This window comes from Photobacterium makurazakiensis (assembly GCF_050336715.1).
In the GTDB taxonomy this organism is placed as follows: Bacteria; Pseudomonadota; Gammaproteobacteria; order Enterobacterales; family Vibrionaceae; genus Photobacterium; species Photobacterium makurazakiensis.
In genome coordinates, this window is record NZ_JAKJSJ010000014.1 from 26,717 (window position 1) to 42,211 (window position 15,495).

General features: G+C 46.8%; 8 protein-coding genes. 3 read left to right on the plus strand and 5 right to left on the minus strand.

Going from position 1 to position 15,495, the window contains the following annotated elements; all coding sequences use genetic code 11:
- Positions 1 to 4: 4 nt before the first annotated feature.
- Together L4D09_RS06705 and L4D09_RS06710 are read left to right on the plus strand one after the other, a co-directional pair.
- Positions 5 to 1,141: a glycerate kinase gene (locus L4D09_RS06705; protein WP_428456720.1), complete on the plus strand. Its 1,137-nt coding sequence runs from the start codon at positions 5 to 7 to the stop codon at positions 1,139 to 1,141.
- A 220-nt stretch (positions 1,142 to 1,361) separates the two neighbouring features.
- The gene (locus L4D09_RS06710; RefSeq protein ID WP_428456721.1) at positions 1,362 to 1,817 is read left to right on the plus strand and encodes a DoxX family protein; all 456 of its coding nucleotides are present in this window, start codon (positions 1,362 to 1,364) and stop codon (positions 1,815 to 1,817) included.
- Between the two features lie 88 nt (positions 1,818 to 1,905).
- Here the strand turns inward: L4D09_RS06710 and acnB are convergent, their stop codons facing one another.
- Positions 1,906 to 4,503: a bifunctional aconitate hydratase 2/2-methylisocitrate dehydratase gene (gene acnB, locus L4D09_RS06715; protein WP_428456722.1), complete on the minus strand. Its 2,598-nt coding sequence runs from the start codon at positions 4,501 to 4,503 to the stop codon at positions 1,906 to 1,908.
- Between the two features lie 243 nt (positions 4,504 to 4,746).
- Positions 4,747 to 7,002 (minus strand): patatin-like phospholipase family protein, encoded by a 2,256-nt coding sequence (locus L4D09_RS06720; RefSeq protein WP_428456723.1) that lies wholly within the window; start codon positions 7,000 to 7,002, stop codon positions 4,747 to 4,749.
- A 132-nt stretch (positions 7,003 to 7,134) separates the two neighbouring features.
- On the opposite strand from L4D09_RS06720, the gene L4D09_RS06725 reads away from it, so the two are divergent.
- Positions 7,135 to 9,051, plus strand: coding sequence for a methyl-accepting chemotaxis protein (locus L4D09_RS06725; protein ID WP_428456724.1), 1,917 nt, complete (start codon positions 7,135 to 7,137; stop codon positions 9,049 to 9,051).
- 210 nt (positions 9,052 to 9,261) lie between these two features.
- Here the strand turns inward: L4D09_RS06725 and lpdA are convergent, their stop codons facing one another.
- The 3 genes from lpdA to aceE all read right to left on the minus strand — a co-directional run bounded on the left by lpdA (position 9,262) and on the right by aceE (position 15,435).
- Positions 9,262 to 10,689 (minus strand): dihydrolipoyl dehydrogenase, encoded by a 1,428-nt coding sequence (gene lpdA, locus L4D09_RS06730; RefSeq protein ID WP_428456725.1) that lies wholly within the window; start codon positions 10,687 to 10,689, stop codon positions 9,262 to 9,264.
- A gap of 182 nt (positions 10,690 to 10,871) precedes the next feature.
- Positions 10,872 to 12,758, minus strand: coding sequence for a pyruvate dehydrogenase complex dihydrolipoyllysine-residue acetyltransferase (gene aceF, locus L4D09_RS06735; protein ID WP_428456726.1), 1,887 nt, complete (start codon positions 12,756 to 12,758; stop codon positions 10,872 to 10,874).
- Between the two features lie 13 nt (positions 12,759 to 12,771).
- A complete protein-coding gene (gene aceE / locus L4D09_RS06740) occupies positions 12,772 to 15,435 on the minus strand; it encodes a pyruvate dehydrogenase (acetyl-transferring), homodimeric type (RefSeq protein ID WP_428456727.1) in 2,664 nt (887 codons plus the stop codon).
- Positions 15,436 to 15,495 lie beyond the last annotated feature (60 nt).

Sequence of the window (15,495 nt, forward strand, 5' to 3'; positions counted from 1 at the left end):
AACTATGAAAATTGTTATTGCTCCAGACTCGTACAAAGAAAGTTTAACAGCCATGGAAGTGGCGAGCGCAATTGAAGCAGGCTTTAGCCAAGTGCTACCTGATGCCGAATACATCAAACTGCCAATGGCCGACGGCGGTGAAGGTACGGTGCAATCACTGGTAGATGCTACCAATGGTGATATTGTCGAGTGTGCCGTAACAGGTCCCCTCGGTGAGCAAGTTGACGGTTTCTATGGCCTTATGGGTCATGGTAAAACGGCAATCATTGAAATGGCGGCAGCGTCTGGTTTACACCTTGTTGAACCCGCACTACGTAACCCGCTAAAAACCACAACATTTGGTACCGGTGAGTTGATCAAAGCTGCACTCGATAACGGTGTTGAGCATATCATTGTTGGCATTGGTGGTAGTGCAACCAATGACGGTGGCATCGGCATGGCGCAAGCATTGGGTATTCGTCTGCTTGATGAAAATGGTAACGATGTTGGTTTTGGCGGCGAAGCACTGGCTAAAATCAAAACCATTGATAATAGTGGTGTCGACCCTCGCCTTAGCCACATTAAACTCGAAGTTGCATGTGACGTTGATAACCCATTGTGTGGCCCGAAAGGTGCGTCACATATCTTTGGCCCGCAAAAAGGGGCGACACCTGAAATGGTTGAGCAACTTGATGCCGATCTCGCCTACTACGCAGAGCTTATCAAGTCTCAGCTAGGCCGTGATATCAAAAACACCTCTGGTGCCGGTGCCGCTGGTGGGCTTGGTGCGGCATTGCTTGGCTTACTCGACGCCAGCTTACGCCCAGGCATCGAGATTGTGATGGATGCAGTGAACCTTGCACAGATAGTAGCTGATGCTGACTTGGTGATCACCGGTGAAGGCCGTATTGACAGCCAAACCATCCACGGCAAAACCCCCATTGGTGTGGCCCGCACCGCGAAGCAATTCGATGTGCCGGTGATCGGCATTGCCGGTAGCCTGTCGAATGACTGTAACGTGGTTTATGATCACGGTATTGATGCCGCATTCAGTGTTGTTTCAGGTGCGATGACGCTACAAGATGCGCTTGACGGTGCTGCATTCAATGTACAAGCCACCGCACGCAATGTGGCTGCAGTAATGATGTTGGCTAAACGCTAGTCCAGAATTAAGTCGTTATCAAAGAGGCAGCATTGCTGCCTCTTTTTTTATCTGTGCCATATCCCTTCCGCGCTTCATTCGATCGATGTCACGATCTTTACTTTCAGCTCACTTTTATCCGCAATATTCAGGTTAGAGTCATCCCGTCAACCGTCTAATTATGTTTAGCTAAAGCGATGAATCATTCACTTATAACCCTGAAACTCACAGGAGTGCAGCCATGAATAAATTACTCTCTCTGCTTACTGGCCGTAATGGCTCACACCGACTTGAAGATATATTACTGCTCTTACTTCGCCTTGCGATTGGTGGCGCAATGCTGACCCACGGCATTGGTAAAGTAATGAACTTTAGTGAACTGGCTCCTACGTTCATCGACCCGCTTGGGATTGGTAGTACCCCGAGCCTTGTGCTTGCCATGTTGGCAGAAGTGCTGGGTTCTAGCGCTTTACTGCTGGGTGCAATGACACGCCTAAGTGCGTTGGTATTACTATTTACGATGGGCATTGCAGCTTATTCAATCGGCATGCTAAAAGGTTGGGCTGGCGCAGAGCTCGCGTTCATTTATTCGTTGGTTTACCTAACATTAATGATCCAAGGTGGCGGACGACTTAGCCTGGAGCACTTTTGGCTGAAAAAACGCATCAAACAAAAGCAGGACCTTAAAACGGCTTGAGCACTTGAGCGATCGCCATAGATCAACCAAAAAAAACGCCTCCAAGTTGGAGGCGTTTTTGATCAACTTAAACGTTCAATCGATAAGCTTATGCGGGTTGTTGAACAATCACATCATCTGCTTTTTTCGTGTACTGATCCATACGGTGGAAATTGAGGTAGCGGTAAGTATCTGCCGCTGTCGCATCAATTTGCTTCGCGTACGTGAGGTACTCTTCCTTAGTCGGAATTCGACCAAGGATCGCACCGACTGCAGCAAGCTCAGCAGACGATAGATAAACATTCGCCCCTGTGCCTAAGCGGTTCGGGAAGTTACGCGTCGAAGTCGACATTACCGTCGCCTTATCTGCAACACGCGCCTGGTTACCCATACACAATGAACACCCAGGGGTTTCGATACGTACCCCAGCTTTACCGAAAATACTATAATAGCCTTCTTCGGTTAGCTGATCTCTATCCATCTTGGTTGGCGGAGCCACCCACAAACGCGTATCGAGAGTGCCGCCAAACTTCTCAAGCAACTTACCAGCCGCACGGAAGTGGCCAATGTTGGTCATACAAGAACCAATGAACACTTCATCAATCTGCGTACCCTGCACATCAGATAGCAAGCGCGCGTCATCTGGATCATTTGGCGCACATAGAATTGGCTCATTAATCTCAGCCAAATCGATTTCGATCACATGGGTATATTCGGCGTCATTATCGGCTTCCATCAATTCTGGGTTAGCCAACCACTCTTCCATCGCAGTAATACGGCGTTCAATCGTACGACGATCGCCATAGCCTTCAGAGATCATCCACTTAAGCATCACAATGTTTGAGCTGAGGTATTCAGAAATCGACTCTGGCGATAGCTTAACCGTACAACCCGCAGCACTACGCTCAGCAGACGCATCAGACAACTCAAAGGCTTGCTCAACACTTAAGTGCTCAACACCTTCGATTTCCAGTACTCGGCCTGAGAATTCGTTGATCTTGCCTGCTTTTTCAACCGTTAACAGTCCTTGCTTGATACCGTAATACGGAATGGCATGAACCAAGTCACGCAAGGTAATACCTTCTTTCATCTCACCTTTGAAACGAACAAGGATAGATTCCGGCATATCAAGTGGCATCACACCAGTTGCAGCAGCAAATGCCACCAAGCCAGAGCCAGCTGGGAATGAAATACCTAGCGGGAAACGGGTATGTGAATCACCACCAGTACCCACGGTATCAGGCAGTAGCATACGGTTAAGCCATGAGTGGATAACACCATCGCCCGGACGCAGCGATACACCACCACGGTTCATAATGAAATCTGGCAACGTATGGTGAGTATTTACATCGATAGGCTTAGGATAAGCCGAGGTGTGACAGAACGACTGCATGGTCAATTCAGCAGAGAAGCCCAAACAAGCTAAGTCTTTTAGCTCATCACGGGTCATCGGCCCAGTCGTATCTTGAGAGCCAACCGTGGTCATTTTCGGCTCACAATATGTGCCAGGACGAACCCCTTCAACACCACATGCTTTACCAACCATCTTCTGGGCTAAGGTGTACCCCTTACCTGTATCTTCAACCGCAACTGGGCGACGGAAGACATCTGATGATGGAAGACCTAGTGACTGACGAGCGCGATCGGTAAGACCACGTCCAATGATTAACGGAATACGACCACCGGCACGCACTTCATCAATCAGTACGTCAGTTTTCAGCTCAAACGTTGAAACAATTTCGTTGCTATCCGTGCGACGAACTTCACCTTTGAACGGGTAAACATCAATCACGTCACCCATGTTTAGCGCAGTGACATCAACTTCAATTGGCAATGCCCCAGCATCTTCCATGGTATTGAAGAAGATTGGCGCAATCTTACCGCCAAGTACGTAGCCACCAGCACGCTTGTTAGGCACATTCGGGATATCATCACCCATGAACCACAACACAGAGTTAGTCGCTGATTTACGCGAAGAGCCGGTACCGACTACATCACCGACGTAAACTAATTGATGGCCTTTCTCTTTCAGGGCATCAATTTGCTTGATCGGGCCAATAGAACCTTGTTGATCTGGTTCAATACCTTCACGCTCATTTTTCAACATCGCCAAAGCATGAAGTGGAATATCAGGACGAGACCATGCATCAGGTGCTGGCGATAAGTCATCGGTGTTAGTCTCACCCGTGACTTTGAAGACAGTTAGCGTGGTTTTTTCTGCAAGTTCAGGTTTCGATAAGAACCACTCGGCATCAGCCCAAGACTGGATCACTTGCTTGGCAAATTCATTGCCTGCTTTTGCTTTTTCTTCAACATCATAGAAAGAGTCAAACATCAGCAAGGTATGCGATAGTGCTTTTACAGCGATTGGGGCAAGCTCAGCGTCATCAAGCAGAGAGATAAGTGGTTCAATATTATAACCACCCTGCATGGTGCCAAGCAGTTCTGCTGCTTTTTCTTTACTTACGATAGGAGAAATGGCTTCACCCGTCGTGATTGCAGCAAGAAAGCCCGCTTTAACATAAGCGGCTTCGTCTACGCCTGGGGGAATACGATTTTCTAACAGATCAAGCAGTACAGATTCTTCACCCGCTGGCGGTGTTTTTAACAACTCAACGAGAGCAGCAACCTGCTCAGCATTTAATGGCTGAGGGACAACTCCTTCTGCAGCACGCTCTTCGACGTGTTTACGGTAGGCTTCAAGCACGACATATTCCTCATTTTTGGTTTAGCTTTTATTAACTAAACATCCTTGGAAGTGATTGATCCCCTATCACTTATATCAGCACGATTTGTTGCTTCATTCATCACAAACACGAACCAAAATAAGGCAAAGGAGACCAAAACCGTTCAAACACCATACCATTTTTAACTTAAAATTAAAATCCGCCCGACTTTTACAACATTCACAAAATGCGCATAAAATCATATTTATCTGATGATAAGCTTTCTATAAAGCACCACCGAAGAAGACATAAAAAGCCTGGTTATCTTGTTCTGTTCGACCATAAGCAAAAAGCAGAGGGCCGAAAGGCGTGGTGATCCCGGTATATAAACTACCTGCGGTATATAGCGGTATTTCATCGAAGCTCAGATCTATATCGTTATACACGCCGCCATATTCGATCGAGCCACCAATGTAGATAGATGAATTGAACAAACCAAAATCGGTATCCGTCAGGTGATAACGGTAAATCCCGGCAGTAAATATTTTATTATTTCCCGCGAGGCTATTCTTCGGAATACCTGAAAGGTTAAGGAAACCACCAATTTCATTTGGATCTAACCGCTCTAGTCCCCGAGTAAGGCCAGAATCCAATCTGTTATATTCCGCCTTCCCGACCAAAGTATGGCGCCCGATGGTATGAGCACCTTTCCAGATGGCATCGTAGCGAAGTGATACGTCTACGTCTTCTTCTCCTAAACTGCGAAGCGTGTCATTAGAAATGGCGAATTCTAACTCTAGGAAATTACCGCTTTTAGGCAGCATAAAATCATCTAGGGTATCGAGGTTATACCGTATGTAGGCCACCTGACTTTCACGCTTCTCTTTACCGAAATTGAAGAACCCTTGGATTTCTGTTTCACCAACAATATAACGTCCACCGACACGGAAGTCGTGCCACAGCTCGGGTTGCCAGCCAAATGAAGCATCGAAAGTAATATCGGTGTACGTTGCCGGTAAAAAGAGATCAAGGTTTTCTAAACTCGGCTCATCATCTGGCAGTGGTAAGTTTTTATCTGCAATTTTATATTCGGCAGATAACAGACTGAACCACTCTTGGTTCGTCATAAATGGTAGATAAAGCCCAGTCGCAATTCGGCTATCAGAGCCATACTCCAGCTCTGTCCGCCACTCGGCGCCAGCCTGGCTTAATCCGGTCACATTGAAAGCCAGCCCCATCGAATAATCGGTGCTGTTCTCGAAATCATCTTCAATGGCGAAGCGCAAATCAATAAAGTTAGGGCCCCAACTTTTTTCTTTCACCTCTAACAAGATATTATTTTCACCATCTTGATGCTCAATACGATAATCCACGCGCTCAAATCGATCGAGGGCGTACAGACTACGAACACTATCTGCCAGCTCTTCAGATGATATTTCATCACCTGCTTCTAACTCTAACCGACCCAATAACACATCATCAGAGTAGGTCGTGTTATTCACTAAGGTAATGTTGTCGATCTTGATCTCATCAAGGTAGCGTAGCCCACGACGACGCTGTTGCTTGCGCTCAATATAAGCTTGGAATACGGATGCTCCGCCCAACGAAGCAAGCCCACCTTCCATGTTTAAGGTATGGACATAACCACTTTCTAATGCCAAAGGCATACGGGAAAAATCGGTCGTTTTGATCCCGCGAATATTTGGGCGAATCAAAAAGTCTTGTTCCGTCAGCTCGGTAATTTGACGTTCGGCGTTATCCCTTACCATGAAGTCGGTAAGCTGATCCATTACCGAAAAATAATTATTCAGCTCATCCCGTGTTTTGAAATCATTGCTGATATCCACCGCGATAACAATATCAGCCCCCATCGCCTTAACGACATCAATGGGCAGGTTATTGGTGATCCCACCATCAACCAGTAATTTGCCATCTAGCTCCATCGGCGGCAGCAACCCTGGAATTGACATACTGGCTTGCATCGCTTCAGCCAAGTCTCCTTGGTCAATAATGACCGGGGTTAACGTCTCAATATCGGTCGCCACAGCGCGGAAAGGAATGGCTAATTGATCAAAGCTGTTAAATACAGACAAATTACCAGACGTTGATCTTAAAATTGCCCCCATGGTCTGCCCCTGCACAAACCCGCGAGGCACTTTTAATTGCAATAAATCAAAGCCAATTTCACCCGTAAACTGAAATCGGTCTTCCTGTTGCTTATCACGAACTCGCCGCTCGCCCCGCTTAACCCGATCTTTGTAGCCCTCTTCCCAGTTAACCGTGGTGAGTAAGGCTTCAATTTCGCTGGCACTCATACCGGTGGCATAAAGGCCACCAACATAAGCCCCCATACTGGTACCCACAATATAATCGACAGGGATCTGAAGCTCTTCAAGTGCTTTTAATACCCCAACATGAGCAGCACCTTTGGCCCCGCCGCCACTGAGTACCACACCAATTTTGGGGGCTTCGGATGCAAATACAGGCGCTGAAACAGAGCTGATAACCACCACTAAATGCAAAAAAGTGATCTTTCTCACTAAAGTTATGCAATAGCTTGGCAGATAACATAGCCACCTAATGGTTCGAGCTGGGGACAATCGTCGAGTCATTCTGAATATATCCAAGAACGGGTAACACGTTCATTTATTAATTTTTAGCAGAAAAGAATTATGAAGCTCAATCAATTCACTATAAAGCAAAAGCTTATCCTAGCGATAGTTATCGCAGTACTTGCTTCAACCTTACTCGTTGGCGTGATCAGTCAAAAACAAGCAAGAGAAGTCGTTGAGAACCGCTTACTGGAGTCGGAACTCCCTGCCACTTTAATGCAAATCCGCAATAACATTGATAAAGAAGTCTCGCTGATGCAGGAAGCTGCCAAGCAACTTGCGACTAATCGCTTTATTACTCAAATGTATACTCCAGAGCGTACTGCAGCAGAAGAAGCACAAATCACGCAACAGCTGAACGGCATTAAAAATCAATATCGCCTTTTTGATGCCTCTGTCGCTGACCGCTCTACCGGGGATTACTGGAACCAAAATGGTTTTCTTCGTCGCCTTAACCAACAGCAAGATGGCTGGTTCTATGGCTTTACCCAAAGTGGCCAAGCACAATCATTGAGTATCTTCCGTGAAGCCAATGGCGATGTAAAACTTTTTATAAATTATCAACAACTCAATGGTAAAGGCATGGCTGGCTTATCAAAATCCATGGATGAAATGGTCCGTTTTGTAAACCAATTCCAGCTTGAAGATACCGGTTTTGTCTACCTTGCTGATAGTGATGGGCTGATCCGCCTCCACAAAGACAATAGCATTATGGGTAAGCGTGACTTAGCGGCCATATATGGCTATGAATATGCCCAAAAGCTACTATATAAAGGCGATTTTAACGTTGCTCAAGCTAACTTAAACGGCCAAGAAATACTGATCGCCACCACTTACATCCCCTCAATGGATTGGTACGTGGTAGCTGAGTTGCCGCTTGAAGAGGCCTTTGCTGAACTTAACGCTGCCCGTCAACAAATCATGCTATGGACTGCAGCGATTGCGGTGTTGTTCGTTTTACTAGCAATCTGGCTCGGCAGCAATATTACCCGTCCAATCGAGCGTCTAGCGCATATTTTCAAAGATTTGGGTGAAGGCGATGGCGATCTGCGCCATCGTATCGACATTAAAGGCAATGATGAAATTGCGCAGCTATCAGCAGGCTTTAACAGCTTTATTGGTAAAATCCATTACTCAGTCAAAGAAGTCGCGGAAACCGGCAACTCGCTACGCGAAGCCGCTGAATCCGTCGCTTCTCAAGCACAAGCGACGCTTGATAACAGCCATAGTCAACGAGACCGTACCCTTCAGGTTGTTACCGCCATCAATGAAATGGGCGCAACGGTCAATGAAATAGCCAGTAATGCCGCCTATGCCGCAGAAGCAGCACATAATGCCGAATCAGAAACCCAGAGTGGCCAGCATGTTGTCGGCCAAGCTCGTGACACGATTAACCAACTATCCAGTGATGTAGAAAAGGTGAGTGAAGTCATTGGCTCCCTCGCCAACAACACCCAAGCCATCGGCAGTATTCTCGATGTTATTCGCGGCATCTCGGAACAAACCAATCTACTCGCATTAAACGCCGCCATTGAAGCCGCTCGCGCCGGAGAGCAAGGTCGAGGGTTTGCAGTGGTTGCAGATGAAGTACGGAACTTAGCAAGCCGTACCGCCGACTCAACTGACGAAATCCAGTCAATGATCAATCGTTTACAAGAGGAAGCCAGTGATGCTGTCAACGCAATGGATCACAGTCGCCAATTGAGTAATGAAGGGGTGTCTGCAGCCGATGAAGCATCTGGGGCACTAATTTCAATTTCAGATCGTATCACTCTGATTTCCGATATGAATACGCAAGTGGCAACCGCAACTGAAGAGCAATCGACAGTGGTGACCGATATCAACTGCAATATTGAAGAGATCAACGAAACCACCCAGCGTACGGCTGACACTGCAACCGAATTGGCAAGCGCCAGCCAAGCACTGCGTGAGCTATCTAAACGCCTTGATGGCATGGTTGGAACATTTAAGCTATAGCGTATACCCCGACTTTTGATAACTATTGATCTGATAATCATAGAAAAGGGAGCTTCGGCTCTCTTATTCCAATCTGGATAAGTAATCGATCTAAGTATTACGCTGGAAAAATTGCTGTTATCAAGGCAGAGCAAGTACTTATGTAGGACGGGTCACCAGATACAAAAAAAGCGCCCTTAGGCGCTTTTTTTATTAGGTCGAAAAACGTAATTACTTACGCTTAACAGCCTTTGCATTTGGAAGGTCAGTGATTGAACCTTCAAATACTTCAGCAGCAAGACCAACAGACTCATGTAGCGTTGGGTGTGCGTGGATAGTTAGCGCGATATCTTCGGCATCACAACCCATCTCGATCGCTAGACCGATTTCACCCAGTAGCTCACCACCGTTAGTACCAACGATAGCACCACCGATCACACGGTGAGTATCTTTGTCGAAGATCATCTTCGTCATACCGTCAGCACAGTCAGAGGCGATTGCACGACCAGAAGCAGCCCAAGGGAAAGTCGCAACTTCGTAGTTGATACCTTCAGCTTTTGCTTCTTTCTCAGTCTTACCAACCCACGCAACTTCTGGCTCAGTGTACGCAATTGAAGGAATTACTTTAGGGTCGAAGTAGTGCTTCTTACCAGAAATAACTTCAGCCGCAACGTGGCCTTCATGCACACCTTTGTGAGCAAGCATTGGTTGGCCAACGATGTCACCGATAGCGTGGATGTGAGCAACGTTAGTACGCATCTGCTTATCAACGTTGATGAAGCCACGCTCGTCAACTTCGATACCCGCTTTTTCAGCGTCAAGAAGCTTACCGTTTGGTACACGACCGATAGCAACAAGTACTGCATCATAACGAGTAGGCTCAGCTGGTGCTTTTTTGCCTTCCATTGAAACGTAGATACCATCTTCTTTCGCTTCAACAGCTGTTACTTTAGTCTCTAGCATCAGGTTGAATTTCTTCTTGATGCGTTTAGTGAAGACTTTGATGATGTCTTTATCTGCAGCAGGGATCACTTGGTCGAACATTTCAACAACGTCAACCTGAGAACCTAGCGCGTGGTATACCGTACCCATTTCTAGGCCGATAATACCGCCACCCATTACAAGTAGCTTTTCTGGTACGTCTTTCAGCTCAAGCGCGTCAGTTGAGTCCCAGATACGTGAATCTTCATGCGGGATAAATGGTAGCTCGATAGGACGAGAACCTGCCGCAACGATCGCGTTGTCAAAGCTAACAGTCGTTGGACCGTCTTCGCCTTCAACCACGATAGTGTTAGGACCAGTAAACTTACCGTAGCCGTTAACAACGTTAACTTTACGCATCTTAGCCATACCGCCAAGACCGCCAGTTAGCTGGGTAATTACTTTGTCTTTCCAAAGACGGATTTTGTTGATATCTGTCTGTGGTTCGCCGAAAACAACACCGTGCTCAGCCATTGCTTTTGCTTCTTCAATAACTTTCGCTACGTGAAGCAGAGCTTTTGATGGGATACAACCCACGTTTAGACAAACACCACCAAGTGTGCTGTATTTTTCAATTAGGACTGTATCTAGACCTAAATCTGCGCAACGGAACGCCGCAGAGTAACCTGCAGGGCCTGAACCCAACACCACTACCTGGGCTTTAATTTCTTTACTCATCATGACCTCGTTGTAAGTCTTATATCCCTAACAGGCTATCAGGCAAGTTCTACTTTCTTGTTTCAGTTAGCCAACAAGTTTACAGACCTGTTAACAAACTGAAAAGTAAATTGCCATAGCCTGTGAGCTACGCAACAATTCCATGCCTGCTTTTGCAGGCATGATCGCTACGAAAGGAAAATCTAAAGCACCAAACGGCGGATATCAGATAGACAGCCGTTTAAGTAAGTAATGAAGCGTGCACCTTCAGCACCATCGATCACGCGGTGATCGTATGATAGAGAAAGTGGAAGCTGTAGACGCGGTTCAAACTCTTTACCGTTCCACACTGGCTTCATTTCAGACTTAGATACACCTAGGATACCAACTTCTGGCGCATTCACGATAGGTGTGAACGCAGTACCACCGATGCCACCAAGGCTAGAAATTGTGAAACAACCGCCCTGCATGTCAGAAGCTGTAAGCTTACCTGAACGTGCTTTCTTCGAAATTGCTTTCAATTCTTCAGACAGCTCGTAGATACCTTTCTTGTTAACGTCCTTGAATACAGGAACAACAAGACCGTTTGGCGTATCTACTGCGATACCTACGTTCACGTACTTCTTAAGGATCAGGCTTTCACCGTCTTCAGATAGAGAAGAGTTGAATGCAGGGAACGCTTCAAGAGCTTTCGCTACTGCTTTCATGATGAACACAAGTGGTGTGATCTTCATGCCAGTATCTTTCTTCGCTTCAATCGCGTTCTGCTCTTTACGGAATGCTTCCAAAGCAGTGATATCTGCGTTGTCCCACTGTGTAACATGCGGGATCATTACCCAGTTACGGTGCAGGTTAGCGCCAGAAATCTTCTTGATGCGAGATAGTTTTTGAACTTCTGTCTCACCAAACTTGCTGAAGTCAACTTTCGGCCAAGGTAGTAGGCCAAGTGCTGCGCCATCGCCTTTACCAGATGCTGCTGCACCAGACTCAAGACGCTTAAGTGCATCTTTAACGAAGTTTTGAACGTCTTCTTTTTGAATACGGTTCTTACGGCCAGTACCTTTAACTTTCGCAAGGTTTACACCGAACTCACGAGCAAGACGACGAACAACCGGCGACGCATGAGCGTACTCGTTGTTAGCTTCGAATTCACCCGTTGCTGCTGGAGCTGCCGCTTGTGCAGGTGCTGCCGCCGCTGGAGCTGGAGCAGCCACTGCCGGAGCAGGTGCCGCTGCAACTGGAGCAGGAGCTGCGCCAGCTACTTCGAATACCATGATTAGAGAGCCAGTAGACACTTTGTCGCCAGCTGCAATCTTGATTTCTTTAACCGTGCCCGCGAATGGTGCAGGAACTTCCATAGAAGCCTTGTCACCTTCAACAGTGATTAGAGATTGCTCTTCTTCCACTGTATCGCCAACCGCAACCATGATTTCAGTAACTTCTACTTCATCACCGCCGATGTCTGGAACGTTAACTTCTTTTGCTGCAGATACAGCAGGAGCCGCTGCTACAGGTGCCGCAGCTTGAGCTACAGGCGCTGCAGGTGCAGAACCAGCTACTTCAAAGATCATTACTAGAGAACCAGTAGATACTTTGTCGCCAGCTGCAATTTTAATTTCTTTTAGAACACCAGCGAAAGGAGCTGGTACTTCCATTGATGCTTTGTCGCCTTCAACAGTAAGAAGAGACTGCTCTTCTTCAATGCTGTCGCCAACTGCAACCATAATTTCAGTTACTTCTACTTCGTCGCCACCGATATCCGGTACGTGAACTTCTTTAAGCTCAGCCGCTGCTGCCGCTGCTGGAGCTGCTACTGGAGCTGCTTCAGCCGCTGGAGCAGGCGCAGCTTGTGCTGCACCCTCGGCTTCGAAAATCATGATTAGAGAACCAGTAGAAACCGTATCGCCTTCAGCGACTTTGATTTCTTTAACGATACCCGCCTGAGAAGCTGGTACTTCCATAGAAGCCTTGTCGCCTTCTACAGTGATCAGAGATTGCTCTTCTTCAACCTTGTCGCCAACGCTAACAAGAATCTCAGTTACTTCAACCTCATCTGCACCAATGTCAGGTACATTAATTTCGATTGCCATGTTTAGTTGCCTCTTACGCGTATAGCGGGTTGATCTTGTCAGCGTCGATGTCGAATTTAGCAATTGCTTCTGCAACTACTGTCTTCTCAACATCACCACGGTTAGCCAGTTCAGTTAGTGCTGCAACTACTACGTAGCCCGCATTAACTTCGAAGTGACGGCGTAGGTTTGCACGGCTGTCAGAACGGCCGAAACCATCAGTACCAAGTACTTTGAAAGACTCAGAAGGCATGAACGCACGAACTTGCTCGGCGTAGTTCTTCATGTAGTCAGTTGCAGCGATTGCTGGCTCAGAACCCATTACCGTAGTGATGTAAGGTACTTTCTGCTCAGCTTCTGGGTGTAGCATGTTGAAACGCTCAACATCTTGACCATCACGTGTTAGCTCGTTGAAAGAGGTAACAGAGTAAACGTCAGATGCAACACCGTAGTCGTCGCTCAGGATCTGTGCAGCTTTGCGTACTTCATTCATGATAGTACCAGAGCTCATCAGCTGAACTTTCTTATCGCCCGCGTAAGATTCTAGCTTGTAGATACCCTTACGGATGCCTTCTTCAGCGCCTTCTGGCATTGCTGGCATTGCGTAGTTTTCGTTCATTACCGTTAGGTAGTAGTACACGTTCTCTTGGTTCTCACCGTACATGCGACGGATACCGTCTTGCATGATCACCGCTAGCTCGTAAGCAAACGTTGGGTCGTAAGAGATACAGTTCGGGATAGTGTTCGCTTGAATGTGCGAGTGACCATCTTCGTGCTGTAGACCTTCACCGTTAAGCGTTGTACGACCAGCAGTAGCACCTAATAGGAAACCACGTGCTTGTTGGTCACCTGCTAGCCATGCCATGTCACCAATACGTTGGAAACCGAACATTGAGTAGTAGATGTAGAACGGGATCATTGGCAGATCGTTGGTGCTGTAAGACGTTGCAGCAGAAACCCAAGATGCCATTGAACCTAGTTCGTTGATACCTTCTTGAAGAACCTGACCAGACGTCGCTTCTTTGTAGTAAGACACTACACCGCGGTCTTCAGGTGTGTATTCTTGGCCGTGTGGGTTGTAGATACCAACCTGACGGAACAAACCTTCCATACCGAACGTACGCGCTTCATCACAGATGATAGGAACAATATTCTTACCAATGTTCTTATCTTTAAGCAGGATGTTTAGCGTACGTACGTAAGCCATTGTGGTCGAGATATCACGCTTTTGCTCACCAAGTAGTGGGGCAAATGCATCTAGCTCAGGCACTTTGAATTCTTGAGTGAACTTAGGCAGACGCTGAGGCGTGTAACCGTGTAGTGCGTTACGACGTGCGTGCAGGTAGTTATACTCAGCAGAACCTTCTTCCAACTTCAAGTATGGAAGAGACTTCATATCTTCATCAGATAGGATGTCTTGTAGGCCTAGACGATCGCGCAGGTGTTGAACATGTGTCATGTCCATTTTCTTCACACCGTGTGCAATGTTCTTACCTTCTGCCGCTTCGCCCATGCCGTAACCTTTAACAGTTTTAGCAAGGATTACGGTTGGCTTACCGTCTGTTTCTTGTGCATTGTTGAATGCAGCAAATAGTTTCGAAGAATCGTGGCCACCACGCTTAAGTTCGAAGATTTGCTCATCTGTCATGTCAGAAACAAGCGCAGCTGTTTCAGGGTATTTACCAAAGAAGTGCTCACGTACGTAGGCGCCATCTTTAGATTTGAATGTCTGGTAGTCACCATCGATAGTTTCATTCATTAGCTGAAGAAGCTTACCAGTAGTGTCTTTTGCTAGTAGTGCATCCCAGTTATTACCCCAGATCACTTTAACAACATTCCAGCCAGCACCTTTGAATAGGCCTTCTAGCTCTTGAATGATGCTACCGTTACCCATAACAGGGCCATCTAGGCGCTGTAGGTTACAGTTGATTAGGAAACACAGGTTATCTAGCTTTTCACGTGCAGCGAAAGAAATCGCACCGCGTGATTCTGGCTCATCCATCTCACCATCGCCCAAGAACGCGTAAACACGTTGAGCAGAAGTATCTTTAAGGCCACGACCGTTAAGGTACTTCAGGAAGCGAGCTTGATAGATAGCAGAGATTGGGCCTAGACCCATAGAGACAGTTGGGAACTGCCAGAACTCAGGCATTAGTTTAGGGTGCGGGTATGAAGGAATACCTTTGCCATCAACTTCTTGACGGAAGTTATCTAACTGCTCTTCAGTTAGGCGACCTTCAACAAATGCGCGAGAATAGATACCTGGAGAGATGTGACCTTGGTAGTAAACCAAATCGCCGCCATCAACTTCGTTTGGTGCACGGAAGAAGTGGTTGAAACACACTTCGTAGAAAGCCGATGCAGACTGGTAAGAAGCCATGTGGCCACCTAGGTCTAAATCTTTCTTAGAAGCACGCAATACGATCATGATTGCGTTCCAACGGATAATGGAACGAATACGGCGCTCAAGCGTTGTATCACCAGGGTAAGCTGGTTCTTGTGCTGCTGGAATCGTATTAACGTAGTTCGTAGTAATGCCCGTAGCCATATCTACGCCATCTAAACGCGCTTTATCTAGTACTTGCTCAAGCAGGTACTGTGCACGTTCTACACCTTCTTCACGAACGACTGATTCAAGAGCTTCTAGCCACTCTTGAGTTTCAAGTGCGTCAACGTCATTTTTCATGACTTCAGACATGCGATCTATCCTTTCGTTGATAATCTACAAAACTAACAATGTCGCGACTGTTTACTACCA